Origin of the sequence: Bacillus sp. FSL R7-0646, from assembly GCF_037969865.1 — a bacterium.
Classification (GTDB): Bacteria; Bacillota; Bacilli; order Bacillales; family Bacillaceae; genus Bacillus; species Bacillus licheniformis.
This window is the reverse complement of record NZ_CP150217.1, coordinates 1232181-1258465: the sequence shown is the minus strand read 5'-3', so window position 1 is coordinate 1258465 and position 26285 is coordinate 1232181. Positions and strand designations below refer to the sequence as shown.

Annotated in this window: 24 protein-coding genes, 1 pseudogene and 1 other annotated feature; of the genes and pseudogenes, 3 read left to right on the top strand and 22 right to left on the bottom strand. The window is 44.6% G+C overall.

Going from position 1 to position 26285, the window contains the following annotated elements; genetic code table 11:
- The first annotated feature begins 18 nt into the window (after window positions 1-18).
- Window positions 19-738, top strand: a complete 720-nt coding sequence (locus tag MKY62_RS06260; protein ID WP_003180638.1) for a response regulator — start codon at window positions 19-21, stop codon at window positions 736-738.
- 19 nt (window positions 739-757) lie between these two features.
- Here the strand turns inward: MKY62_RS06260 and MKY62_RS06255 are convergent, their stop codons facing one another.
- The 6 genes and pseudogenes from MKY62_RS06255 to MKY62_RS06230 all read right to left on the bottom strand — a co-directional run bounded on the left by MKY62_RS06255 (window position 758) and on the right by MKY62_RS06230 (window position 6371).
- Window positions 758-2263, bottom strand: a complete 1506-nt coding sequence (locus MKY62_RS06255) for a tripartite tricarboxylate transporter permease (protein WP_003180636.1) — start codon at window positions 2261-2263, stop codon at window positions 758-760.
- Between the two features lie 22 nt (window positions 2264-2285).
- A complete protein-coding gene (locus MKY62_RS06250) occupies window positions 2286-2741 on the bottom strand; it encodes a tripartite tricarboxylate transporter TctB family protein (RefSeq protein WP_003180634.1) in 456 nt (151 codons plus the stop codon).
- Between the two features lie 100 nt (window positions 2742-2841).
- Window positions 2842-3957 carry a tripartite tricarboxylate transporter substrate binding protein gene (locus MKY62_RS06245; protein WP_080989013.1) on the bottom strand — a complete coding sequence of 372 codons (1116 nt, stop codon included), beginning with the start codon at window positions 3955-3957 and terminating at the stop codon, window positions 2842-2844.
- Between the two features lie 123 nt (window positions 3958-4080).
- Window positions 4081-5385: a glycosyl hydrolase family 8 gene (locus tag MKY62_RS06240; RefSeq protein ID WP_003180630.1), complete on the bottom strand. Its 1305-nt coding sequence runs from the start codon at window positions 5383-5385 to the stop codon at window positions 4081-4083.
- Between the two features lie 237 nt (window positions 5386-5622).
- On the bottom strand, window positions 5623-6261 hold the full coding sequence (gene mecA, locus MKY62_RS06235; protein ID WP_003180627.1) for an adaptor protein MecA: 639 nt from the start codon (window positions 6259-6261) through the stop codon (window positions 5623-5625).
- Window positions 6243-6371: pseudogene (locus tag MKY62_RS06230) on the bottom strand (hypothetical protein). Before MKY62_RS06230 ends, mecA begins: the two are co-directional and overlap by 19 nt.
- Window positions 6372-6546: 175 nt before the next feature.
- Here MKY62_RS06230 and MKY62_RS06225 point away from each other — a divergent pair.
- On the top strand, window positions 6547-7209 hold the full coding sequence (locus MKY62_RS06225) for a TerC family protein (protein ID WP_339613993.1): 663 nt from the start codon (window positions 6547-6549) through the stop codon (window positions 7207-7209).
- 30 nt (window positions 7210-7239) lie between these two features.
- On the opposite strand, the gene spxA is transcribed toward MKY62_RS06225, so the two are convergent.
- From spxA to MKY62_RS06190, 7 genes are all read right to left on the bottom strand, one after another.
- Window positions 7240-7635: a transcriptional regulator SpxA gene (gene spxA, locus MKY62_RS06220; RefSeq protein WP_003180621.1), complete on the bottom strand. Its 396-nt coding sequence runs from the start codon at window positions 7633-7635 to the stop codon at window positions 7240-7242.
- Window positions 7636-7812: 177 nt separating this feature from the next.
- Window positions 7813-8391, bottom strand: coding sequence for a GNAT family N-acetyltransferase (locus tag MKY62_RS06215; protein ID WP_003180619.1), 579 nt, complete (start codon window positions 8389-8391; stop codon window positions 7813-7815).
- A 229-nt stretch (window positions 8392-8620) separates the two neighbouring features.
- Complete coding sequence (locus tag MKY62_RS06210) at window positions 8621-9544, bottom strand: ATP-binding cassette domain-containing protein (protein WP_003180617.1); 924 nt, start codon at window positions 9542-9544, stop codon at window positions 8621-8623.
- A gap of 1 nt (window position 9545) precedes the next feature.
- Entirely contained in the window at window positions 9546-10622 is a 1077-nt protein-coding gene (locus tag MKY62_RS06205; RefSeq protein WP_151025719.1) for an ABC transporter ATP-binding protein, read from the bottom strand.
- A gap of 4 nt (window positions 10623-10626) precedes the next feature.
- Entirely contained in the window at window positions 10627-11544 is a 918-nt protein-coding gene (locus tag MKY62_RS06200) for an ABC transporter permease (protein ID WP_003180613.1), read from the bottom strand.
- Between the two features lie 4 nt (window positions 11545-11548).
- Window positions 11549-12484, bottom strand: a complete 936-nt coding sequence (locus MKY62_RS06195) for an ABC transporter permease (RefSeq protein ID WP_003180611.1) — start codon at window positions 12482-12484, stop codon at window positions 11549-11551.
- Between the two features lie 95 nt (window positions 12485-12579).
- A complete protein-coding gene (locus MKY62_RS06190) occupies window positions 12580-14205 on the bottom strand; it encodes a peptide ABC transporter substrate-binding protein (RefSeq protein ID WP_003180610.1) in 1626 nt (541 codons plus the stop codon).
- Between the two features lie 461 nt (window positions 14206-14666).
- Window positions 14667-14888 (top strand) — a binding site (T-box leader).
- 54 nt (window positions 14889-14942) lie between these two features.
- Between MKY62_RS06190 and trpS the strand changes: the two genes are divergently transcribed.
- Window positions 14943-15935 (top strand): tryptophan--tRNA ligase, encoded by a 993-nt coding sequence (gene trpS / locus MKY62_RS06185; protein ID WP_003180607.1) that lies wholly within the window; start codon window positions 14943-14945, stop codon window positions 15933-15935.
- 244 nt (window positions 15936-16179) lie between these two features.
- Here trpS and MKY62_RS06180 read toward each other — a convergent pair whose 3' ends face one another.
- The 9 genes from MKY62_RS06180 to MKY62_RS06140 form a co-directional block, all read right to left on the bottom strand.
- Complete coding sequence (locus tag MKY62_RS06180; RefSeq protein WP_003180605.1) at window positions 16180-16932, bottom strand: YjbA family protein; 753 nt, start codon at window positions 16930-16932, stop codon at window positions 16180-16182.
- Window positions 16933-17146: 214 nt separating this feature from the next.
- Complete coding sequence (locus MKY62_RS06175) at window positions 17147-18412, bottom strand: MFS transporter (protein WP_003180603.1); 1266 nt, start codon at window positions 18410-18412, stop codon at window positions 17147-17149.
- A 292-nt stretch (window positions 18413-18704) separates the two neighbouring features.
- A complete protein-coding gene (gene opp4C / locus MKY62_RS06170) occupies window positions 18705-19619 on the bottom strand; it encodes an oligopeptide ABC transporter permease (RefSeq protein ID WP_003180601.1) in 915 nt (304 codons plus the stop codon).
- Between the two features lie 19 nt (window positions 19620-19638).
- Window positions 19639-20589: an ABC transporter permease gene (locus MKY62_RS06165; protein WP_003180599.1), complete on the bottom strand. Its 951-nt coding sequence runs from the start codon at window positions 20587-20589 to the stop codon at window positions 19639-19641.
- A gap of 78 nt (window positions 20590-20667) precedes the next feature.
- The gene (locus tag MKY62_RS06160) at window positions 20668-22311 is read right to left on the bottom strand and encodes a peptide-binding protein (protein WP_003180598.1); all 1644 of its coding nucleotides are present in this window, start codon (window positions 22309-22311) and stop codon (window positions 20668-20670) included.
- A gap of 112 nt (window positions 22312-22423) precedes the next feature.
- Window positions 22424-23407 carry a dipeptide ABC transporter ATP-binding protein gene (locus MKY62_RS06155; protein WP_035317451.1) on the bottom strand — a complete coding sequence of 328 codons (984 nt, stop codon included), beginning with the start codon at window positions 23405-23407 and terminating at the stop codon, window positions 22424-22426.
- Between the two features lie 42 nt (window positions 23408-23449).
- A complete protein-coding gene (locus tag MKY62_RS06150) occupies window positions 23450-24424 on the bottom strand; it encodes an ABC transporter ATP-binding protein (RefSeq protein ID WP_003180594.1) in 975 nt (324 codons plus the stop codon).
- 191 nt (window positions 24425-24615) lie between these two features.
- A complete protein-coding gene (locus MKY62_RS06145; protein WP_025808298.1) occupies window positions 24616-25404 on the bottom strand; it encodes a DUF2268 domain-containing protein in 789 nt (262 codons plus the stop codon).
- Window positions 25405-25612: 208 nt separating this feature from the next.
- On the bottom strand, window positions 25613-26206 hold the full coding sequence (locus tag MKY62_RS06140) for a hypothetical protein (protein ID WP_229118231.1): 594 nt from the start codon (window positions 26204-26206) through the stop codon (window positions 25613-25615).
- Between the last annotated feature and the right edge of the window lie 79 nt (window positions 26207-26285).

The following is a 26285-nucleotide window of genomic DNA, read 5'->3' as shown; positions in this document are numbered from 1 at the left end:
ACGCTGGGGGACTGACCTATGAAAGCATTACAAGTGTTTATCGTGGAGGATGACATCAGGAACGCTGACATACATCAAAAACTGATCAGCAAAATTGAAGGATTTTCTGTTATTGGAATCGCAGAAAATTTTCAAGATGCAAAGGATTTGCTTCCGGACGTGAAGCCCGACCTTGTCCTGCTCGACATTTTTCTGCCGGACGGCTCAGGCATGGAGCTTCTCTGGCTGATCAGACAAAAGCTCAGACATACAGACGTCATGATGATTACGGCGGCGAAAGAAGTTGAGTATGTCGAACAGGCGATTCGCGCGGGAGCCGTCGATTATTTGATCAAGCCGATTACGTTTTCCAGGCTGAAAGAAACGCTGTTAAACTATCGGTCCTACCGGCTCAAGGTAAATGAAATGTCTTCAATCGATCAGACAGACGTTGACAGCTTGATGGCAAAAAGGCGAAGCATCATGAAAGAAAAACAAACCGCTGAAGCCGATTATCCGAAAGGAATCGACGGCCTGACGCTGAAAAAAGTAGCCGGCGTTTTAAACAAAAGCGAAAACAGCGATGGCATCACCGCTGAAAATCTCGGGCGCACCATCGGTGTCAGCCGGACGACCGCAAGGCGCTATTTAGAATTTTTAGCTGCGGAAAAGCATGTAAAAACAGAACTTTTCTATGGAACCGTCGGACGTCCCGAACGCCGCTACAAGCCTGTGAAAAATGAAAGTCCGGAAACGTAGCGTTCCGGACATCAAAAGCTCAGCCTTCCAAATCGATCGACTTTTTATTTTTGTTCTTCATTGCCCGGGAAATCGGTGGTACGATGAGCGACAAAAGAGCCGTAATCAATAAACCGATTGTGACGGGACTTTCAAAAAACACGGACAGGCTTCCTGATGACAGCGTCATCGCTTGTCTAAACGATTCTTCCATCAAACTTCCGAGAATAAAAGCTAAAATAAACGGAGCCGCCGGAAAAGACAGCACTCTCATAAAATACCCGAGGATTCCGAAGAACACCAGAATATAAAGATGTACGACATTAAATGTCACAGCATAGACGCCGATCAGGCAGAAAACAAATATGAGCGAAATTAAAAGCTGCTTCGGAATCAGAAGAATTTTTGACAAGAAAGGAATTAACGGCAAATTTAAAATCAACAGAAATAAATTGCCGATATACATGCTTGCGATCACGCCCCAGAACACGTCGGGATGATCCGTCAGCATGAGCGGTCCCGGCTGAACGCCGACGACCAAAAGGGCGCCGAGCAGGACGGCCGTTGTTCCTGATCCGGGAATCCCGAGTGTCAGAAGGGGTACGAATGCGCCGCTCGTTGCCGCATTGTTCGAAGTCTCAGGTGCTGCGACCCCTTTGATATTTCCCTTGCCAAACGTTTCAGGATGTTTTGAGATTCTCTTCTCTGTAATATAAGAAATAAATGATGCAATTGTCGCCCCTGCACCGGGCAGGATGCCGAGCAAAAATCCGATGACCGAATGCCTTGCGATCGGTCCCGAAATCTCTTTCATTTCGCTTTTCGTCACCTTCAGGCTGCCGACCTGAGACGCTCCTTCCGTCATCGGCTTGTTCCGCGTCTTGATCAAGAACGCAACTTCAGCAAGTGCAAACAAACCGAGAGCCACGATCAGAAAATCGATGCCTTCCAGAAGGCTTGCCGCACCGAATGTAAACCGTTCGGTCCCCGTCTGCGGATCAATCCCGATGGTAGCGGTCATAAAGCCCAATGTCGCAGAAATCAGCGCCTTGACTGTCGATCCTTCGGAAAGGCTTGAAATTGCCACCAAGCCGAGCATCATCAATGCAAAATATTCTGTCGGCCCAAATGTCACCGCAATGTTTGCCATTGTCGGTGCGACGAGCATCAGCGCAACTACGGTGATCGTTCCGCCTGCGAAAGAGCAAATTGCAGCGATGGCAAGGGCTTTTCCCGCTTTCCCCTGCTTTGCCATCGGATAGCCGTCAAACGATGTCGCGACAGTGCCCGCTACTCCGGGGGCATTTAACAGAATCGATGACGTCGAACCGCCAAAGACCGCTCCGTAATAGACACCCGCCATCAAAATTAACGCGGAGGCCGGGTCCATTCCGTAACTTAACGGGATCATAATGGCAATCGCAGTGATCGGCCCAAGCCCGGGCAGCATCCCGATAACCGTCCCGATCAGCACCCCGATAAAAGCGAACATGATATTCTGCGGAGTCAGCGCCACCTGAAATCCGTATAATATACTATCTAACATGCACTTTCCTCCTTATGTTCGATTAAAAAGGCATAACCCCCTGCGGAAGCATGATGTTGAGCACATAGTTGAATGAAAAATAAATTGTGCCGCTGAAAATCAGTGAAACGAGCGCAGCCGTTGTCCAATTTCGATATCCCAACACCGCGGGCAAAACGATCAGCAGCATTACCGTAGAAAGCAAAAATCCGATGAATTCCAAAATCGAAATGTAGATCAACAGAGAAGCGACACAGAGCATCATGACCTTGACGTCTTTTTTCTTCAGCTGAAACAGCTTTTTCACCGTTGTATCTTTTTGATCTTTTTCAAAAAACAGAAATACACCCAAAATGAGAAGCAATATGCCTAAACTTTTCGGCAGCACGTCCGCATCGATCACCGCGTACGGATAGCTGTCTAAATTAAAGCTGAGCGCCAGGTAAATGGCTGCCACAGCCAAAATGATGACAGAAACGGCCCGGTTTGTGATTCTCATGGTTTACACCAGCCTTTCTCGATTTCAGCTTGCCGGTCGCCGGCTGTGCCGGGCAAAGCTTTTAAGGCTTTCCCGTGCCGGCAACCGCGCGGAGACCATTTTATTTGCCACCCAATCCGATATCATCAAGGAGCGCTTCCATTTCTTTATATTGAGCGTCAAGATAGTCTTTGAATTCTTGATGGCCCATAAACTTATCCGTCCATCCATAGCTGTCCCGAATCGATTTCCAGCTGTCTTTTTCCATCATCTCTTTGATTTTTTCTTCATAATATTTTACGGCGGACTCGCTCATCCCCGGAGGTCCCATAAATCCTCTCCAGACCGTAAATTCATCATCGATTCCCTGCTCTTTTAAGGTCGGAAAATCTTTGACCGTATCTCCTTTCATGCGTTCGGGAGCGGTGATGGCCAGCACTCTGACTTTTCCGGCTCGCGCCTGTTCGGCCGCTTCACCGACACCCGTCGAGTAGACGTCGGCTTTTTTACCGAGCAGCATGCTCATCCCGGCGCCGTCTTGCGCCGTAATGTATTTCAGCTCTTTCGCATCAACGCCAGCCTTTTGAACAGCGCTGACAAATTGCATGTGGTCCATGCTTCCCGGAGAAGACGTCCCTACAATAGAGGCTTTTTTCGGATCTTTTTTCAGCGCATCCACAAGATCTGTCATCGACTGATAAGGCGAATCTTTATGAACAACAAACGCTCCGTAGTCGGCAATCACGCTTGCGATCGGCGTAAAATCATTGTGACCGTACTGGGATTGTCCGTTTAAAGGCACGAACAAAATCGGCGGAGATGTAACAAACAACGTATGGTTATCACCTTTTTTGCGGTGGACATACGACCATCCCGACCCTCCCCCGCCGCCCGGTTTATTGACGACAGCCATCTTTTCAATCAATTTTTCTTCACCCATAATTTTCGAGATCGTTCTGGCCGTTGTATCCCATCCCCCGCCGGCTCCGGCAGGCGCAACGACCTCAATTGCTTTCGAAGGTTTAAAGTCTTTTTCGTTCGCGGCTTTATTTGAAGCCGTGTTTCCGCCGCATCCTCCCAAAATCAGCGCAAACACAAGCAAAATTGTAAAGCCGTAACATCTACCCCTCTTTGTCATGTTGTGCTCCCCCTTCATTGTAATCGCTTTCATTATAGCTTCCTCGACTTTTCGTGCACAGTTTAACTGCATAATATTCTTTTTGTTCATAAAGTTCACAAAAAGTCTTCCTCAAATAGAGATGTAATTTTTGTTAAAGGATAATTACGGGATCAACTTCTGACCAATTAAAAACCCCTCTCCGCAGAGAAGGGTCAGTCTTTCAATTTGATATTACATTTTTTAAGGAAGGTACATCGCAAATTTGCCGTTTGCCACAAGGCTGTTCAGCATGTAAAGACATGATCCGTAATAATCTTCTGGAATATATGTGCTGTTAAACGCATTGGCAAATCCCGTCCTTAATGATGCATCGCTTGCTGCAGTCGCGCCGCCCGCATTGGCGGCGATCAGGCCAACCGGGCTTCCTTTTTTGACGGCCGTCCCATTCAGCGTATATTCATGGGCCGTTCTCCCATAGTTTTCCCGTTTCATAAACGTCAAGAACTTGTTAACCGCTTTTTGCTCGCTGGCGCGATATGCGTTATCTGCCGAGGACCAAAGTGTATGATCCATAGCGATATGAGACACCGTCCGCCAAGCATCATAGCTGAAATTTCGGTCTGTTTCCGTTGAGGAATGAGCCGAATCGCTTACGCCGTCAAAGCCGGCTTCGTCGGGAAACAGTCCTGTGGCCGCATTGGTGACGGTTGATCCGTTATTTAACACGCTTTTAAACGTTGTTTCTGACAAGTATGTTCGAGATTTGTTTGCTGCATCTTTCCAAAAATACTGCTGGCTGCTTCTGGCGCTTTTAGCGAACAACTCGAAAAAAGCAGGAACGTGGTAGGATGGGTCCGTCCAATTGACATAAGGGCCGAATCGAACCATCGCATAGCGCTGATCCTTGGTGTTTTTAATAAACACTCGCGATTCCTTACCGGTGTTGGCGTATTCTCCATCACCGGCCAAAGCGTCAAGCATGTCTTGAGCCCGCTCTTTGTAATCATACGGGTATTTTTTATCTCCCCAGCGGCCAGATGCCATCATGAGCGCTGCCGCAAACCAGACCTCGCCGTCAGATGCAACATTCTGATCAATGGTTTGCACGTCTGAGCCGTTCGTTTTCATATGCCAGCTATGGTAGCCGTACAAACTGTCGTTTCTGTCGGAATGGCGCATATATTTACGGACGAAATCCCACAGCTTTTGGAACTTATACTCATCATTCATTTGCAGCGTAATCATCATCCCGTAACTCATACCCTCTGTTTTGACGCTGTAGTAGCCATTTCCCAGGTTATCGTCCGTCGGCGAAGCGATGTAAGCTGAACCGTCCTTCATATAATGAAACAGCGATCCGCCTTTACCATCGCCTTTTGTATCAAAGTATTTTTTATAGGCCTGATTCAAATTGTTTTTACCCGTTGTTCCGAGAATATCCGGAGTCTTGGAATGTACGGCTGCCATGGCTGTTTGAGAATAAGCGGCACAAAAACATGTTAAACCAATAAAGACAGCCATGATCCATTTTAAACTTTTTCGCATCAAATCAATCTCACCTTTCAAAATTTGTCATAACACCAATCCATCTTAATCAATGAAACTGGAAGTGTATAGATCAGATTGACCCTATTCGGTTTGGGCCGAAATGATCGTTTTCTTTTGAAAGTGGTGAGCCGTTTGAAAGATGTAGAACGGGAGGAGGGAAGTTGTGGAGAATTGAAGCTCTTTGTTATATTTGTTCCAGAAAGTTAAAGCCGGCTTCAAAAGAAACCGGCTTTTTTATGCGAAGTGCTTTTTTATTGTATGAAGAGCATGATCCGCTGCAATCAGTGTTCCATACTCTTTCAGCATATGAATCGTCGTCTTTGATTCTGAGGCATACTCCAGCAGAATGCTCAGCTGGTTTTCCACCTCTTCATCGGGCAGTTCACTGAAATCCACGAATAAATAATAGCGGTTCTCGTGAGAGTACAATGTCGTTTGGCAGCCGCTGATAGACATTTTTGACAGTGAGATTAAATCCTCAAAATCGTCAAACTTTAAAACAAACTGCAGTTTCTGCTCTTCTGCCTGCTCTTCTTTTTGAAAGTCGTCAAGCAAAGCATCAAGGCTTTCTTCTGCTACATGCTGTTTTTTATCTTCAGGAATCGGCAGTTCCAGCTTTTGTCCGTCTTTGGACAGCTGAGCTCTTGTCACAATGATTTCCAATCCCTTATCAAGGGCCTGCACTTGAATCCAAAGGGGGCCTTCAACGGCAAACTCTTCTTCTTCGTGCACTTCGTCCATCATTTCCCAAAAAAGCTCTTCACTGCGTTCTCGATTGTACCAAATTTCTTCTCTGTCAAACCCGCGGTCTTCGATATCACCGTAGGAAATATAAAACTTAACCGTGTGTTCGTTTATTCTTTCGATTTCCATTTGCCAACCTTCCCTTCTTTGTAAGATGTTGAAGGGATAACTAAGCTCCCAATTAATTGTACTTTACTACACTTTACCCATTACGTCCACTTCTTAACCTTATCCCTGATCAATCTTTATTTTCTATTTTATGATAAAAAAGGCGGAAAAGAAATAAAAACGCCTCCAAGGTCAAGCTAACATATTTTCCGGCCCGCTTCATATATTAGTTGTACAAGCAGCAGCTATTAATGCGGGGGCCTTTTTAGCAAGTCCCGATGCAAAGGCAAAGCGAGGTGCCAGTGGATGGAACACGATATACTGATGTCGTTCCTTGTGATCATCGGAATCGATCTCATACTTGGCGGCGACAACGCTGTTGTGATTGCAATGGCAAGCCGTCATTTGCCTCCCCGGCAAAGGCAAAAAGCGATCATCATCGGCACATTGATCGCCATCATGATGAGAATCGCGCTAACCATGGCAGCAGTATACCTGCTCGCGGTTCCTTATCTGCAATTTATCGGAGGAATCTTCCTTTTGTACTTAGGATATCAGCTTTTGATTGAGAAAAAAGATGCCCAGCATGTCAAAGGCGGGACATCTTTATTTAAGGCGATCCGTATCATCGTGATTGCCGATTTGTTCATGTCGCTCGATAATGTGATTGCGGTCGCTGGAGCTTCGCACGGACGCCTGATGCTAGTCGTTGTCGGCTTGATGGTCTCCGTCCCGGTCATCATTTGGGGCAGCAGGCTGATTCAAGCGGCCCTTGCAAAGTTTCCGCTCTTCATGTACGCGGGAAGCGGACTGCTCGCTTATACCGGCGGCGAAATGATCGTCAGGGAGCAGGAGTTGTCTTCCTTTATGGCGCAGCACAGCACCCTCGAAATGCTGCTGCCCGTCCTGACGGTGATTTTTGTGATTCTAGCCAGTATTTATTATGAACAGACGAGTGAAAAGCATTAAAAAAAGAAGGCTGAAAAATTCAGCCTTCTTTTAGTTTGCGAGACGCTGCGCTTCACGAAGCTGGAATGTGCGCACTTTGCGCGGCAGGAAGCGGCGGATTTCGTCTTCGTTGTATCCAACCTGCAGGCGCTTTTCGTCAATGATGATCGGACGGCGCAAAAGGCCCGGATGTTCATTGATGAGCTGGTACAGCTCTTGAAGCGGCATTGTTTCAAGGTTGACGTTCAGTTTTTGGAACACTTTGGAACGGGTTGAAATAATTTCGTCTGTTCCGTCCTCCGTCATTCGTAAAATCTCTTTTATTTCATCAATTGATAAAGGCTCTGAAAAAATATTTCTTTCCGTATACGGAATATCATGTTCTTCTAACCATGCGCGCGCCTTTCTGCAAGACGTGCAGCTTGGGGATGTATATAATGTAACCATATTGCTTCACTCCTTAAAAAGTAGAATGAAATTAGCGTATTCTTAAATTGAAATAAATCTAAAAAAGTAATCTTTATTGAGTATTATACTATAAAAAAGTAAGTGTGAACAGTCTGTAACAGAAATTTTTTGACAATCCAGCGACTTTTGCTTTTTTATGCCATCTGTTATTCTCATTTAGCTCAATTCATCGAAAATGTTCTTTTGTTTATGATCGTCAACAATCGTAAGGACGTCATCCACATCTTCATAAGATTCTCCATACCACTTCTCATCTTTGTATGTATGGATTTTTTCGTACGTTTCTTTCATCGCGTCAAATACTTCTTTCTCTGTGTTTGATTTTGGAGACCAATACAAAATCTCCATTTTGTTCACTTTGCCGGTTGCGAGTGACCGGCGACGGTAACCAATCGACTCAGCGTGTTTAAAGTTTTCCTTTTGATAAAATTTAAGACGTTTCGCCGTATCGGCATCATCTTCATCCACGGGCTCGACTTCGAGGAGGATCGGTTTGTTTTTCTTTTTCAGCTTCTCAATCAGCTTGGAACCAAGTCCCTGTCCTCGCGCGTCTTTAGAAACGAATAAATAGTCGATGAAAATAAAAGAGTCGAATTCGGCGTACATCAACACATGATGACGGCCTTCTTCTTTATGGTAAATATCGTTTTGTTCCTTTAACAATGCTTCCATGTGCTCTTTTGATTTCATTTCTTCAATTGGGAAATACTCGCTAAGCTTCTCATACCAGTTCATTGATTTGCTCCTTATGGATGTTCTAATTTCACACTTTAGATATACCCGCTTTCTTTTTAGTTTAAACAAAATCTTTTTAGAAAGGAGCTTCAGTGAAGCTGAGCATGTTACCTACATATACTAAGACGGTTGTCTCCCGCGAAGGTTTCAAATTTTTTCTCGAAAAATTGCCGGCGGTTGTTCGGCATAAAAAAAAGACAGCCTTGTGACGGCTGTCTTCCTGCTTCGTTTATTTGGTTTGATAGGCTTTAAATTCTTCCTCTGTACACATGACGAAATGGCCGGGCTTTACTTCGCGAAGCTCCATCTGTTCGTCGCCTTTCAGCTGGTGGACGCTTGGATCATACGTCTTCCGCACGCGCGTACGCTCATAATCCGGATCAGGGAGCGGAATGGCGGAAAGCAATGATTGTGTATACGGGTGAAGCGGATTTTCATACAGTTCATCTGCCGGCGCCAATTCAACAAGCTTCCCAAAATACATGACGCCGATCCTGTCGCTGATATATTTGACCATCGACAGATCGTGAGCGATGAAAAGGTATGTAAGCCCTCTTTCCTTTTGTAAATCCTTCATTAAATTAACGACTTGCGCTTGAATGGACACGTCCAGAGCGGAGATCGGTTCATCGGCAATGATGAATTCCGGCTCGACCGCAAGCGCCCTTGCGATTCCGATCCGCTGGCGCTGTCCGCCGGAGAATTCGTGCGGATAGCGGTTCGCGTGTTCTTTATTTAAGCCGACGAGATTGAGGAGTTCATGAACGCGCTCAAGCCGTTCTTTTTTCGTTTTGGCCAAACCGTGGATGTCAATACCTTCTGCGATGATGTCGGCAACCGTCATCCGCGGATTCAAGGATGCATACGGGTCCTGAAAAATCATCTGCATCTTCCGGTTGAATTCGAGAAGGTCCTTGGCAGACTTTTTGTCGTGGACATTCTTTCCCTTAAACAAGACTTCTCCGGAAGTCGCTTGATACAAACGAATGATCGAACGGCCGGTCGTCGACTTTCCGCAGCCGGACTCTCCGACAAGACCGAGCGTTTCCCCTTTGTAAATGTCAAAAGAGATTCCGTCAACAGCTTTTACAATCCCTTTCGGCGTTGAAAAGTGCTGTTTTAAATTCTTGATTTCGAGCAGTTTTTCTGCCATGTCATTCACCTTCTTTCACTTGAACCGGTTTTTCATACTGATTTTTAAACTCCTTCATCTTGCTTTTGACAGCCGCCGGAGGCTCGACTTTTGGAGCATCCGGATGCAAAAGCCATGACTTCACATAATGTGTATCAGATATTTTAAACATCGGCGGCTCCTGTTCAAAATCGATTTTCATTGCGTACGGGCTTCTTAACGCAAAGGCATCGCCCTTCGGCGGATTGGTCAAATCCGGCGGAGAGCCCGGTATCGCCATTAATTCCTCATCACCGTCATTGTCAAGGCTCGGCATTGAAGCCAGCAGCCCCCATGTATACGGATGCTTCGGATTGTAGAAAATCTCGTCGACCGTACCGATCTCCACAATCTGTCCCGCGTACATGACGGCGACTCTGTCGGCGACGTTCGCGACAACGCCGAGATCGTGCGTAATAAAAATGATGGATGTCTCGATCTTTTTCTGCAGGTCTTTCATCAGCTCTAAAATCTGCGCCTGAATCGTCACATCAAGAGCCGTTGTCGGTTCGTCCGCAATTAAAAGCTTTGGATTGGCCGCAAGCGCCATTGCGATGACGACGCGCTGCCGCATCCCGCCGCTGAATTCGTGCGGATACTGGTTGACGCGGCGTTCAGGCATCGGAATTCCGACAAGGCTGAGAAGCTCTACCGCCCGCTTATTGGCCTCTTCTTTTGAGATTTTTTCATGCTTAAACAGCACTTCTGTGATTTGGCGGCCGACTTTCATTGTAGGGTTCAAAGAAGTCATCGGATCCTGAAAGATCATGCCGATCTCTTTTCCCCTGATCGACTGCATCTCTTTTTCCGTTTTCGGAACCAGGTCTTGTCCGTCAAATAAGATTTGTCCGTTTTTAAAATAGCCCGGCGGCATCGGAATCAGTTTCATAATTGCCTGTGAAGTGACGCTTTTACCTGATCCGGATTCACCGACGATCGCAAGCGTCTCTCCTTTGTCAACATGAAAGTTGACGCCGCGGATCGCCTGTACTTCTCCGGCGTATGTTTTAAAAGAAATGGCTAAATCTTTCACTTCAAGTAAGTGTTTCATCTTTCTCACTCCTTTATTTACGCAGCTTCGGATCTAAAGCGTCGCGCAGTCCGTCGCCGATAACGTTGAATGCAAACATGGTCAGACAGATAAAAGTAGCCGGGAAGAACAGGCGCCAAGGGTAGTATTCCAATCCCTGAACACCGTCTGTTGCCATCGTTCCCCAGCTTGCAAGCGGCTGCGGAACCCCGAGGCCGAGGTAGCTTAAAAACGCCTCATAGAAAATAGCCGTAGGAACGGTTAATGTCATGGTGACCAAGATCGGGCTCATGATGTTGGGCAGCAGGTGCTTTCTGATAATGCGCGAGTTTTTCGCTCCCAATGTTCTTGAGGCGAGTACGAACTCCTGATTTTTAAGCTGGAGTACTTGGCCCCGGACGATTCTCGCCATGTTGATCCAGCCCGTAATAACCATCGCCACGATCATCGTGATCAGGCCTTTTCCCATAACAACGAGCAGCAGGATGGTCATTAATAAAGAAGGAATCGCCCATAAAATATCTGCTATTCTCATCATAATTTCATCCGTACGTCCGCCTCTGATGCCGGAAATCGCACCCCATATCACACCGATCAAAACGTCGATCAGCGCAGCAGCGAGTCCGATTGTCAGCGAGATGCGGGCGCCGACCCATGTACGGACGAATACGTCCCTTCCAAGGTCATCTGTTCCAAACCAGTGCTCACCGCTTGGCGGCTGGTTCGCATTCGTTAAATCTGTTTCTTCATATTGAAAGCTTGAGAACACCGGCGCGAAGATAGCCATCAGAGCGATCAGGATCAGAACCACCAGTCCAAACAGCGCCAGCTTGTTTTCTTTAAATCTCAAGAATACGTCTGTCCAAAAAGAAAGGTTTTTCTTTGAGATCTTTTCGGCTTCGCTATGGTCAACAGCTGCAGGTTCAAACATGTCTTTTGGTATTTGCTGCATCCTCTTACTCCCCTTTCTTAGCGCCAAACAATTTAATGCGCGGATCAATTAAGCCGTATAAAAGATCGACAATCAAGACGCAAAGCAGCAAGATTGCCCCGAAGAAGACGGTAACGCCCATGATCACCGTATAGTCTCGGTTCGTAATGCTTGTGACAAAGTGCATGCCGAGTCCTGGTATACCGAAGACTTTTTCGACGACAAACGTTCCTGTCAAAATGGACGCCGCCATTGGGCCCATATATGTAACAACCGGCATGATGGCATTTCGTATCGCATGCTTAAACGTAACGGCTGATGTGCTCAAACCTTTTGCACGCGCCGTGCGGATATAGTCGCTGCTCAACACTTCAAGCATGCTGGAGCGCGTCAAACGGGCGATAAACGCCATCGGCATCGAGGCAACAGCGATTGCAGGAAGCACAGTATGTCCCCATGACTCCCATTGCGCGACAGGAAACATGCCCAGCTTCATTGCCAGCACGTATTGGAGAAGCGCGGCCATGATGAAGTTCGGCACAGAGATCCCGACAACCGCAATGATCATCGCTGTGTAGTCCTGCCACTTGTTTCGCTTCAGCGCGGCGATCACGCCGAACAATACGCCGAAAGCGAGCGCAAGGCAAATCGCTTCCAATCCGAGTGTAAAAGAAATCGGGAACCCTGAGCTGATCAAGTCGTTCACAGTTTGTCCCTTATATTTAAATGACGGCCCGAAATCCCACTTTGCTACCGATACTAAATAATCGAGATATTGTTTAAAAAGAGGCTGGTCTAAACCATAGTAGGAATTGAGACTGGCTTCAATTGCAGGGGGAAGTTTCCTCTCGCCTGAAAAGGGTCCGCCCGGTATCGCTCTCATCAGGAAGAAGGTAGCTGTTACGATAACCCAGAGAGAAATTAACATATAAACAAGACGACGGCCTAAATATTTAATCAATTTTACACACCTCCGAATATTCAGTCTATTAACTTCTTTTCATAAATAAAAGTATATGGGGGGAAAGTCTAAGCCCCATATACTTTCATGCAATTTTATTCAAAATGCGCGGTTTTGAAATAGATCTCACCTGTACCGGTCAGAACAAAGTCTTTTAAGCTTTCATCATGAAGATACGGCATTGTGTAGAAGTAGATCGGTGCGACCGGCAGCTCATCCATGATGATGCTTTCCGCTTCTTTCATCAGCTCGATGCGTTTCGCTGAATCAGTTTCTCTTGATGCTTTATTCAGCAGCTCTTTATACTTCGCGTTTTCCCAGTTCGTATCATTGTTTCCGCCTTCTTTGTCGCGGTATGTTTCAAGGAAGTTCATCCCGTCGTTAAAGTCGGCGGTCCAGCCTAAACGGCCGATTTGATAGTTTCCGGCATGGAGCTTATCGATGTAAACGTTCCATTCTTCATTGCCTAATTCCACATCTACGCCCAGTTCCTTGTTCCACATTTCCTGAACGGCTTGAGCGATTTTTTGGTGCGCTTCATCCGTGTTGTAGGAAAGCGTGATTTTCGGAAGGTCTGACGCTTTTTTCAAACCGAGCTCTTTCAAGCCTTTTTCCAAGTGTTCTTTCGCCTTATCGACATCATGGTCTTTGAAATAGCCTTTGTTGGATTCAAAGCCGTGGACCGCCGGCGGCACTAATCCCATCGCAGGCAGCTGTTCCGCTTGTGTGATGTTTTTGACGATCGCTTCGCGGTTGATCGCGTATGTCAGTGCTTTACGAATGTTGACATTGTTAAGCGGAGCCGCTTCAGTGTTGAATTTGTACAGGTAAACCGATGCGAACGGATCAATTTGCAGGCCTTCTTTTTTCAGGCTTGGAATCGCGTCCGTTGAAATCTGATCAAGCGGCTGCCCTACAAAGTCAAGCTCGCCTTTTTTGTACATGTTCAGACCCGTGTTCGGATCGTTGACCATCGCCATATTGATTTTCTTCAGCTTAACAGCGTCTTTATCCCAGTACTGGTCGTTTTTCTCCAGCACGATGTTACCGCCGTGCTTCCATTTCGCCATTTTGAAAGGTCCGTTAGATACGTAGTTCTCGTCTGCGTTTGTGTACCATTTCGGATTCTTCTCTGCTACCTTTTTATTGACTGGCATATATGTGTAGAATGCCGTCAGTTCAGTAAAATACGGTGTCGGTTTTTCAAGCTCGACTTTTAAAGTCTTATCATTAACAGCTTTAACGCCGACATCTTCAATTTTCCCTTTGCCGGTGTTCGCCGCTTCTCCGCCTTTTAAGTAGTAAAGCTGATACGCATATTGCGACTCGTTTTTAGGGTCGAGCGCCCATTTCCATGCGTATTCAAAATCCTCTGCTGTTACAGGATCTCCATTTGACCATTTCGCGTCGCGGAGCGTGAATGTGTATGTTTTCTGGTCGTCGCTGACTTCGATTTTTTCGGCTGCCGCTTCAACCGGCTTTCCGTCTTTGCCGATGGTCGTCAATCCTTCAAAAGTCTGACGAAGCACGTTTGCAGACACCGAATCGTTTGCGAGTCCCGGATGTAGTGAAAACGGTTCTGTTTTAATGTTGACATTTAATGTGTCTTTCCCTTTGCTGTCTTTTTTACCGCCGTCACCGGAGCTTGAGCCGAAGCCGCAGGCGCTGAGGACGAGTGTGAAAATGAGCATTAAACTGATAAATGACAAACGCTTTTTCAAAGAGAAACCCCCCCAATTTCTTGTTTTTTTAGTTCCTTACTCCTGAACATTCAGATTTATCATAAAAAAGTAATAGGCCCACTTGCCATACTTTTTCCTCTGTTTCGTCTTTTCTGAATATTTGTTATGTAAGAAACCTGTAACACCGAGGTGAACAAATTCATTATAATTAATAGAATAATTTATTGCAATATTAATTTTCAATTATTTTTTTATTCAAACTATTTATGATTGTCAGGTTTTCTACCAAATGTACAAATACACTTCTCTGTTTTAAAGCGTAACCACATTAAAAGGAAAGTTAATGTTTTACATGTTAAAACGTTTTACACGTATAACATTCGCCATTCTTTATATCGAACCGAACGATGCCGCGCCAACTTTATTCAGCCCGGTATTCGTTTTCTTTTCCCCGGGGTTGTCGACTTTCATTTAAAATTTATATATAATAAAATTATGAATAACATGCGATGAAGAAGAAGAGTACACATTTCTCCCCATTTAAAGAGAGTCCGCGGTGCTGGGAGCGGATAATGGCGAATGTGGAATGGGCTTCTGAGCAGCTGACCGAACACGGATAAGTAGGCTCAGCCGGAGAAGACTCCGTTACAAACGTCTAGAGCGATTTCATTTTGACCATAATGAAATAATCAGGGTGGCACCACGGTTCATTCGTCCCTTTTCTTTTGAGGGAAGAGTGGGCCTTTTTATTTTGAAATGAAAAGAGAGGGATTCACATGAAAAAAACGATTTTTTCCGGTATCCAGCCGAGCGGCTCTGTCACCCTCGGCAACTATATCGGAGCGATGAAGCAGTTTGTCGACTTGCAGGATGACTACAACTGTTACTTCTGCATCGTCGATCAGCACGCGATCACAGTCCCGCAGGACCGGCTCGCGCTGAGAAAGAACATCCGGAACCTTGCCGCGCTGTATTTGGCGGTCGGCCTCGATCCGAAAAAAGCGACGCTGTTTATCCAATCGGAAGTGCCTGCACACGCCCAGGCGGGATGGATGCTTCAGTGCGTCGCCTACATCGGCGAGCTTGAGCGCATGACGCAGTACAAGGATAAATCAGCCGGAAAAGAAGCCGTCGTCTCCGGGCTTTTGACATATCCTCCATTAATGGCGGCGGACATCCTGCTTTATGGAACAGACGTCGTCCCTGTCGGCGAAGATCAGAAGCAGCATCTTGAATTAACCCGGAACTTGGCGGAGCGTTTTAATAAGAAATACAATGACATCTTCACGGTTCCGGAGGTTAAAATACCGAAAGTCGGCGCCCGCATTATGTCGCTTGCCGATCCGCTCAAAAAAATGAGCAAATCAGATCCGAACCAAAAAGCGTTCATCACCCTGCTCGATGATCCAAAGCAGCTCGAGAAAAAAATCAAAAGCGCTGTCACGGACTCCGACGGAATCGTCAAATATGATAAAGAAAACAAACCCGGTGTATCCAACCTTCTGACGATCTATTCGATTCTCGGACAAGTCTCAATCGAAGAGCTTGAGGCGAAATACGAAGGCAAAGGCTACGGCGAATTTAAATCAGACCTTGCCGAAGTCGTCATCGGCGCGCTGAAGCCGATTCAAGACCGCTACCACGAATTGATCGAATCTGAAGAGCTGGACCGGATTTTGGACGAAGGCGCAGAACGCGCAAATCAAACAGCAAACAAGATGCTGAAAAAAATGGAAAACGCGATGGGACTCGGCCGAAAAAGACGCTGATCCAAAAACACCTTCCGATTGTACGATAATCGGAAGGTGTTTTTCATAGAGAACAGCCGCAGCTCCGCATTCACTTGCCTCCGGATCACGATATTTCTATAATAAATGATTCAAAACACATGTCTCCAGTCCTTCATTGACCGCTTTGTCAGAAAGACAGCTCATATTTTTTATTTTTCAATATAGAATTTTCGCTTTTACAAATAAAAAGACCGCCGTACTTCCGGCAGTCTTGATTCTTAATTTAGTTGACTTTAGACTCATTCTCAATTTCCCAAAGCTTTTCAAAAAACGGCTGTCCTTTAATCAAATTTTCACAAAAGTCCCTGTGTTTGTCTGACCATCCGTCGATCGTCTCATTGAAAAGCATGTCCCAGATTTCTTCAAATGTCATGCGCTTGATCTGTTCATACATATACGGATTCCATTCGGTGTACCAATAAGCGATCTCGGCCCGATTTTGGAGCCCTTTGAGCTGATCGAGCGCCATGAACAGCAGCTGTTTGAGCTGGCGTTCTTTTCTCGTTAATCCTCTGACATGCTCCGGTGATAAAGATAAAATGTGGTATTCTTTGGAAGATTGCAGCTTCTCTGGTGCAAACTCGTAAGTTTCCGCTTCAACGTCCTTCACCATTTCATAAACGAGCTGCTCCTGTCTCGGAATGAGGCGGCTTTTTCTTACCGGTATTGTGTAACCGGCCGTATCGACCGCGAGAATACCAATGCCGTCCGTTACGACGAAACAATGATCAAGCTGTGTCCGCTCATGATTTTTACGAATATACGCTTTTTGATGAACCTCGTTCAATAATTCGGCAGGAAGCTCTGACAAATCATTTTCTATGTAGTGAAACAAAACGGACGACACCCTTAACAAAGGCACCTGGTCAAGCAATTCAACACTGTCTTCCTTCCGCCATTCATGAAAGTGGCAGACGTTGTAGCCATTTTCTTCTCCCTCAAACCAATTCACCCACACATCATGAAGAAACAACATTTCTAACCCCTCACTTTTAATAAAAACTGTTGTCCACAGTATAGGCAAGGGGGCAGGAATTTATTCCAAGCGGATGAGATTATGGCAATCGCCGTTAAAAAAAACCCAAGGGCGGCAATCCCTCAGCTTTTTATTTCATATTCTTCGGATCAAGCGCATCGCGGAGTCCAGACAATGGGCAAAATCATGATGACTGAATGAAGCAATTCACACATTATTTATTCAACACGTTTGTAAAAAAGCTGTATTCTTTAGCGTTTATTTTTTCTGATGAAGGAATTGATCTTAAAGAAGACTGAAACACCCAATAAACAGATACAAACAGCATGGCAATTCCTCCTATAAAGAAAACCTTATCGCTGCCGATCAATGACGCGGTAAACCCTCCCAGCAAAGATCCAAAAGGAGCTGCTATGCTTGTCAAACTTGCGATAAAAGAAAAAACTCTCCCTATAAACTCTTCCGGCAGTATGCTTTGCAAAATGGACATGAAAATGACGTTTGTCACGCCGATGGATATTTGAGACAAACCAAATAAAATAATCGATATGTATGAAGAGGTGGCGATCGCCGAAATACTCCATAAAACCCCTGAAATGAAAAATCCGTATATCGTAAGTGATCCTATCGCGAATCGGCCAAACACTGTTGCGAATATTGAACCTAACAGTAAACCGCATGACATGGAAGCCAAATAATATCCATAGTATTCTTCTCCTCCTCTAATCGAAGAGAAGCTTGGCAAAATCACAATCGTCGCACTAAGCATGAAGTTAGAAATCATCGAGCCCAAGAGGATTTTTGGAATGAGGGAATGACGAATGAGTGTAAATCCCTCTTTTATATCCGTTGTATAATTGTGTATGACTTTTTTGAAGTGGAATCGGGGCTTATGTTCTATCTCATTTTTTTGTTCTAATTTTACGCACTTAAAAAACAGCGCCGCTAACAAAAAAGTGAAAGAGTCAACTAAGTATATGCTTATAGCTCCTACCGAAGCAATCACAATACCTGCAATACCAGTAAATATAATATCTGTACCCTGATATGAAAATGACATAATTGAGTTTGCTTTAACCAGATCTTGACTTTTGATGATTTTAGGCAGTGCGGCAGATTGCGCAGGATAAGTAAATTGCTCAATGAATACGATAAGAGGCATAATCATCATGATGATCCAAATGTTCAAATATCCAATGAAATAAAAAAGCGGAATAATCAACACCAAAATAGCTTGAATGAGTTGACTCCAAACCAAAACTTTATTTAATCTGACTTTATCAACAATCGGACCTGTTAAAAATTGCAAAACAGTTGGGAACATCGTCAAAAAACCAGCTAATCCGGAATAAAATGTACTTTTTGATAAATCAAACACAAGCCACATTGCCGCAACTGTATACATACTGTCCCCAATATTGGTTACCAAACGCCCCAATATCAAGAATAAAAAGTTTTTATTTTTCAATACGCTTAACATCGTTAATACCTCTATTCATTTAACAAAGCGATTTATTTTTTTGCTACACCGTTAATTTCTTCATCTAACAGTTCCAAAAGATCTTCAGGAGTTGGAAGACCTGCTTCTGTTTGAACAAAGTGAGATACCAAAGATTTACGAATGATATTCCCTTTGGTACCTCATTTATGAAAGTGTTCTTTATCGACTAACAGGAAACATTCGTTCAATGTCCACTACATACATTCATTGAAACTAAATCTATTGACCTTCCATTTTGTTAAAATATTTCCTCTGTAATACACTGCATAAATCATTTAATATTCTTCGGATCAAGCGCATCGCGGAGTCCGTCGCCTAAGAAGTTAAAGCACAGCACAGTGAGCAGGATCATCAGGCCCGGGAACAGCGGATACCACCACGCCTGGATCATGATCGTAAAGTTCTGTGCATCCTGAAGCATGTTTCCCCAGCTTGCCATCGGCGGCTGAACCCCGAATCCAAGATAGCTTAATGCCGATTCCGCAAGGATCACAGTACCGACTGAAAGCGTCGCGGCAACGATAATCGGCCCCATCGCATTCGGAAGAATATGAGAAAAGATGATTTTGTAATTTCTTGTGCCGATCGTTTTCGCCGCCAAGACGAACTCCCTCGACCTCAAGGATAAAAACTCGCTCCGGACAAGGCGCGCCGTCGTCGTCCATCTCGTCAAGGCGAATATTAAAATCAGTTTATCTATGCCCGGCTGGAAGATGGTGACCAGCGTGATTAACAGAAAGATGTCGGGTATGGATAATACAATATCCACCAGTCTCATCATAATAGCGTCGATTATTCCGCCAAAGTAGCCGGCGATTGCGCCGACCACCGTACCTATCGTAATCGATCCAAGTACAGAGGCAAAGCCTACAAGTAAAGAAACCCGAGCCCCATAAAGTAAACGGCTGAAAATATCTCGGCCAAACTTGTCTGTTCCCATTAGATGTTCACCACTTGGCGGTTTTAGCTTATTCAGAAGGTTTTGCTGTTCCGGCGGGTATGGAGCGATCACCGGAGCAAAAATCGCTGATAGGATAATAATAAATAATAAAACTCCTCCAATTACCGCCAGCTTGTTTTTATAAAACTTTTCAAAAAAGATTTTTGTCATTGTCTCGGGCTTTGGTGCGACATTTTCCTGCAATGTGATCTCCGGCGAAGGTGTCGATGGATTTGTCTGTGTCATGAATCAATTCCCTCCTTCATTAATACTCAATCCGCGGATCGACCATTGCATAAAGAATATCCGCAACTAAATTCCCAATGACAACAAGTGTGGCTGAAATAACCGTCATTGCCATAATGACAGGATAGTCCCTCTGGAAAGCAGAGTCGACAAACAGCTTTCCAAGTCCTGGCCAACTGAAAATCTGTTCAGTAACGACAGCTCCGCCGATGAAAGAAGGAATCATCAGACCAAAGATCGTAATAACCGGAAGCAAACCATTTCGAAGCCCATGCTTGTACACGACATGATTTTCTTTAAAACCCTTTGCTCTCGCTGTCCGCATGTAGTCTTGCCTGAGCACATCAAGCATGCTCGATCTCGTGTAGCGGGTGAGTCCCGCCATATCTGCGGTCGCCAGGACGAATGCAGGCAAAATTAGATGATGAATGCGATCCCATAAACTAAAATCGGCATTCAGAGTCATAACGCCCCCGGTTGGAAACCATCCTAAATTAACAGAAAGAAACATGATTAGAATCAGTCCAAGCCAAAAATTTGGGACAGCAAGACCGATAAATGATGTGAATGTGATGCCATAATCCAATTTAGAATATGGCCGCCTAGCTGAAAGCACTCCAAGCGGGATCGATATGAGGAGAGCCAAAATGGTTGAAACGAGCATTAACAATAACGTATTCGGCAGCCTCGCCATAATCAAATCAGTCACTGGCGTTCCTTTTCTAACGATTGAAGTACCGAAGTCACCTTGAACCATATTTCCGAGCCACTTTAAATATTGAACGTGTTCAGGTTCATCCAACCCGTATTTTTCAATGAATTTTTCACGGTCTCCCGCGCTGATGGTCGGATCCATCATCAATGCCATTGGATCTCCCGGCGCTGCTTTCATAATCGCAAATGACAAAATTGTAATACCAAATAATATTGGAATCGACATGAGCGTCCTTCGAATGATATATGTAATCATTTTTTATCCCCTTTTTTAAAAGTCATTAAGAAGGAAGGGAAGGAAGCTGCAAGCTACACTTCCCTCAAGGGATTCTCGTTATTTTTGATCCAGCCACCAGTCTTCGGCTTTATAGAAATCTTCTTTCGGATGGAATACGTAGCCTTTCATATTTTTAGGCATCGCTCTATGGTAATTCGTATAATACAAGAATGTATACGGCTGATCTTCCGCCAGAATTTCGTAAATATCTTCATACGCCTTTTTATATTCTTCACGGTCCTTCAACGTTTTAGCTTCATCCAGCAGTTTATCAAGCTTTTCATTTTGATACCAAACATAGTTTAGTCCTTTTTCAGCTTCTTTCGAATGGAAAATGTTGCTCTGATCAGGGAACGTAGCAAGGCTCCAGCCCATGATCATCGCATCAAAATCCCAATTCGGCGGGTTCATTTGTTCAATTAAAGCACTCCATTCAACAATCTGCGGTTTTGCTTGAATCCCAATTTCTTTTAATTGCTGCTGAACAACAACCGCGAGGTCTTCCCGTGTTTTGTTTCCTTGGTTCGTTTTAATAACGAAAGAAAACTTTTTGCCGTCCTTATCTAAAATCCCATCACCATCTGAGTCTGTCCATCCTGCTTCTTTGAGCAGTTTTTTTGCTTTCTCTGGATCGTATTCAAACGTTTTAAACTTATCTTTGTTATCCGGGTAGTTCCATGAAAGCGGGCTTTCCGGGATGTTCGCGATTTCCCCATCTCCATCTAGAACTTGGTCAACGAGCGCCTGGCGGTCAAGCGCATGTGTCAGCGCTTGGCGAACCTTTTTATCCTTAAACAGCTCATTTCTTTCGTTCCAGCCGATATACGTATAATTCAAACCTAAATCGGTTTCCATCTTCACATTGTTAAATTTCTCGGCCGTTTTATAGTCTGGTCCTGGTGTAACGACCAAGTAATCGACATCTCCAGCTTGCAGCTGTGACAGCGCTGCATTTGAATCCGGAATAATTTTATACGTGATCGAATCTAAATGAGGACGCCCGGCATAATAATCATCAAAAGCCTCAACCTTTACATATTGTCCTTCTTTCCATTCTTTAAATTTAAACGGTCCTGTTCCAATCGGATTCTTTCGATTGAATTCGTGTTCACCGAGTTTGCTGATTGGGACATCTTTTAAAATGTGCTTAGGCAGAATACCGTAACTGGCAAGTGTAACATTGTAAAAATACGGATCCTGCTTCTTTAATTTAAACTGCACTTCATATTTACCTTTTTTCGTGACAGACTCTATCATTTTAAAGTTTGAGCCGCGTTCTCCAACGTATTCATCACTCATCGGAATGCTGTAAGTAAAAACGACATCGTCGGCTGTCATTTCTTCACCGTCGTGAAACTTGACACCTTCTTTTAGCTTCACATCGAATGTTAACCCATCCTCCGATTCCTTTACTTCATCAGCGAGTTGGTTTTCCACTTCAAGTTTCTCATTAACGTCTAACAAAGTGTTGTAGATCAGTCTTTCAATATCTGAACTTGCTGTATCAGTTGAATACAGTGAATTAAACAGCGTCGGTTCACCTGTGGATCCAGCAATCAGATCTCCGCCCTGCTGCGGCTTCCCGTCAGATTTGCCTTCTTTTTCATCCCCTCCGACTTCGCCGCTGTTGCAGGCCGTTAGAAAAATCGATAAGATCAGCAGCAAGCTTAAAATTGAAAATCCTGTTTTGCGTTTATTCATTTTATGAATTCCCCCTTATTAAACTGTTGTCCTTCTTTCCACCCGATTGACCCCCGTTTTTTAAAGAAGACATTCCCCCTCTCAAGGATTTAATATGTGACGGCCTTCCCCTTTATTCGTAAAGGTGACATGCCACGAAATGGTTTGTTTTCACTTCCTTGAAAGCAGGTTCGACTTCCGCGCAAATCGCTTTTGCGGCCGGACACCTCGTATGAAAGACACAGCCTTTCGGAGGGTTGGCGGGACTCGGCAGCTCGCCTTTTAAAACGATTCGCTCCCGCTTTGTTCCGCCTTTCTTCCTAGTGACGGGAACGGCGGACAGAAGCGCCTGCGTGTATGGATGAAGCGGGTTGTCGTACAGCTCATGCTTGTCTGTCAGCTCCATCATTTTGCCGAGATACATGACGCCGACCCTGTCGCTGATATGGCGGACGACGCTCAAGTCATGGGAAATGAACAAATATGTCAGATTGAATTCTTCCTGAAGCTCTTCCATCAGGTTGATCACTTGAGCCTGGATTGACACGTCCAATGCGGATACCGGTTCATCGGCGATAATAAGCTCCGGATTTAAAGCCAGCGCCCGCGCGATTCCGATCCGCTGGCGCTGCCCTCCGGAAAATTCGTGGGGATAGCGGTTCGCAAACGACGGGTGCAGCCCGACCTTAGCCAAAAGCTCTTCGGCTTTTTCGTTGCGCTCTTTGAAATTGTACATATGATGCGTGTTGAAGGGTTCTTTGATGATGGAACGCAGCGTTTTTCTCGGGTTCAGTGAGGCAAACGGATCTTGGAAAACCATCTGGATGTTTTTGCGGACACTCTTTCTCAACGCTTCTTCCGACAAACTTGAAATGTCGCGGCCTTTGTAAAAGATCTGTCCTGCCGTCGGTTTATAAAGGCGGATCATCGTCCGTCCGGCGGTCGACTTTCCGCAGCCCGATTCACCGACAATGCCGAGCGTTTCGCCGCGTTTAAGCGAAAAGCTGATGCCGTCCACCGCTTTGACGTCGCCGATTTTTTTCTGAAATATCCCTGAGCGGATCGGAAAGTACTTTTTGACATCTTTCAGCTCCAGAAGGGATTCTTGCGGGTTCATTTCCTGTCCGGGCTGTAATCGTTCAGCTGATGAAGTCATCCCTTATTCTCCCTCCTCATATAAAAAACATCTGACAGACCGGCCGTCCGGACGCGTCTTCAAGTCCGGCTGCGCGCCCCAGCATTTGTCGCCCGCACTCGGACACCTCGGAGCAAACCGGCAGCCGGCCGGAAGGTTGTCAGGCGTCGGCACATTTCCTTTAATGGCTGTTAATTTTTCAATGGAGCCTTCAATAACAGGGATGGAGTTTAACAGTCCTTTTGTGTAGGGATGCAGGGGTTCATCGAATAGTTCATCTACTGTGGCATTTTCAACAACTTGTCCGCAATACATGACGATCACGCGGTCCGCAATTTCGGACACAACGCCGAGATCGTGGGTAATGAGAAGTATGGAGGTATCGAATTTGTCGCATAGGTCTTTCATCAGTTCCAGCACTTGCGCTTGAATGGTGACGTCAAGCGCTGTAGTCGGTTCATCCGCGATGAGCAGCTTCGGATTGCAGCTTAAGGCAATGGCGATCATCACCCTCTGCCTCATGCCGCCCGACAGGCGGTGCGGATATTCTTTCATCAGCTCGCCTGCCCTCGAAAATCCGACAAGCTTTAATAATTCTACCGCTTTTTTGGCAGCTTCTTTTTTCGATAGCTTTTTATGATAGATCAGCACCTCTGTGATTTGTTCGCCGATCGTCAAAACCGGATTGAGCGAGGTCATCGGCTCCTGAAAAATCATCGAGATTTCATTTCCGCGGATCTTGCATAAATCTTGTTCTTTGTATGTAACGAGATCCCGTCCTTCGAGCTTGATGGAACCGTTCATGATCTTTCCGCCCGAGCCCTCGACGAGTCCCATGATTGACAGAGACGTGATGCTTTTACCGGATCCCGATTCACCGACCAGCGCCACGGTTTCTCCTTTTTTGATTGAAAAATCGACGCCGTCCACTGCGGGTATCGGCTGTTTTTTTCTGAAAAAATAAGTTTTTAAATCATTGACTTCCAGCAATGCGCTCATCCAGATTCCCCTTCCATAGACCAGAAGTTAAATATTACGAAAAACTAATATATTACTTTTTTAGAATTTTCTTAATATGACTGAATTATCTTAAAATTTTATAGTTGTATATTATTACATAATCATTACAAAAGCAAGGAGTTTTTTTATTTTTTGTAATAATATTAATTTAATCCCATAATTTTAGTATTTTAAAGCGATAGCTTTATAAAGTCTTCTGAAGGGAAGGATAAAATGTCGGCAACCTTCAAATTTCGAGCCGATAAATATTTTTTTACAATACTGTAACCGACAGCATATCCGAGCATGTCGGGGTAATGCCCTTTTCCAAATAAAATATTGGAGAATAGTCGGCTATCATGTCGGCGCAGCTCGAAATGAGGCTTTACGAACCGATCCTGAAAATGACGAAGCTGTTTTTCGGAGTAATATGACGTCCATGCAGCTGTTTCGGCTTCCCCCAACCGTTCGAAAACGGCATATTCCGCGATGCCTTCGAGAATGATTGTATCAAGCAGCGTCATCTTTTTTTCTTCTTTCGGCATATTTTCTAACCGGCAAACGTGATTATATTCGTGCGTCATGATCGCAGAAATCGATGACCGGGGAAGATCGGCCGATAAAAACAAAAATAATTTGTCGCTGAACGCAAGGCCTGATTTCGAGCCGAATTCGACGCGGATTTTGCGGTTTCTTTCATCGACCGGCAGGATGAAAATCGGAACATCCGGCCCATTCCATCTCATTTGCAAAATCCTTTCTTCCTGCTCTACCGCTTGAAATATATCGTTTTTTTCAAGTGACGCCATGGTCTGCAGAGCATCCGGCCAAAAGCGAAACATTCCATGTGCTTGAAGGTGTTCGATCAATGATCTACTTGCTGATTTGGAAGATCCTTTGAAATAGTGCAGGAGGCGCTCGGCTAACTCTTTCATTGATGAAGCCTTCTTCATCCATTCATTTGTTTTTTCGATACTCACCATAATCACTCCTTTTCAAACGTATTTTATGCAAACACCAAAAAGCGGCTACCATCTAAAATGATAGCCGCCGTTTAAATAATGACTTATGGTGATTTCAGGATTGTTTGAACAGGGTGATAAAGTCACTAAAAGTTAGACCCAAAAAAAGCTTGTCGTTGAAACAGGTTTTCCGACTTGGGCCACAAGATGTTACTCTTAAGTAAATTTAATTGGCTATTGATTTTGCTTCTTCGGGGAAAAGCGTTTTAATGACATCTGACGTCTCGTGTGTATATTTAGACTGTTGAATGACATTCATATTATGTTGCAAAGCAGCTGTAATTAACTCTCTTGCCGAATTAGAAACCGAATTATACAGTGAATTGAAATCATTGTTTTCTAATGCTTCTACAGCCTTTTCTTCTGCGTTAACATATGTTAAATGATCGATGCATTGTATGACATTTTGAATTCCACGAACTCTTATTCTAAAGATTTCCTTCATTTCTTTCTCATCATACATGATCTCTTCATATTTTGTTTCAAATTTTTTAGTATTGTGAGGATGCATTTCAAGTTCTCTGTGTTGAACATCAACTAGAAGGTATCTTGCGTGTTTTAATTTTTTAAAACCTTCTTTAATTGCAGCAATGGCCTTCACTTTGTCACCTGCAAAATAATATTCACCTGCTCTATCAAACTCAATTGCCCCCAGATAAACTTCTACCAGAGATTCTTGCGCCCTAACTGCCAATGCCTCAGCCTTTGATTTCATTGCAGGAACTTTTGAAGTCCTGCAATTATTTGCAACAACTCCCATAAAATCACTCCTATGTTATTTTTTTACTTACATTAAATATATTACATAAAATGGTCGTTTTTTTCAACTCAATATCTGT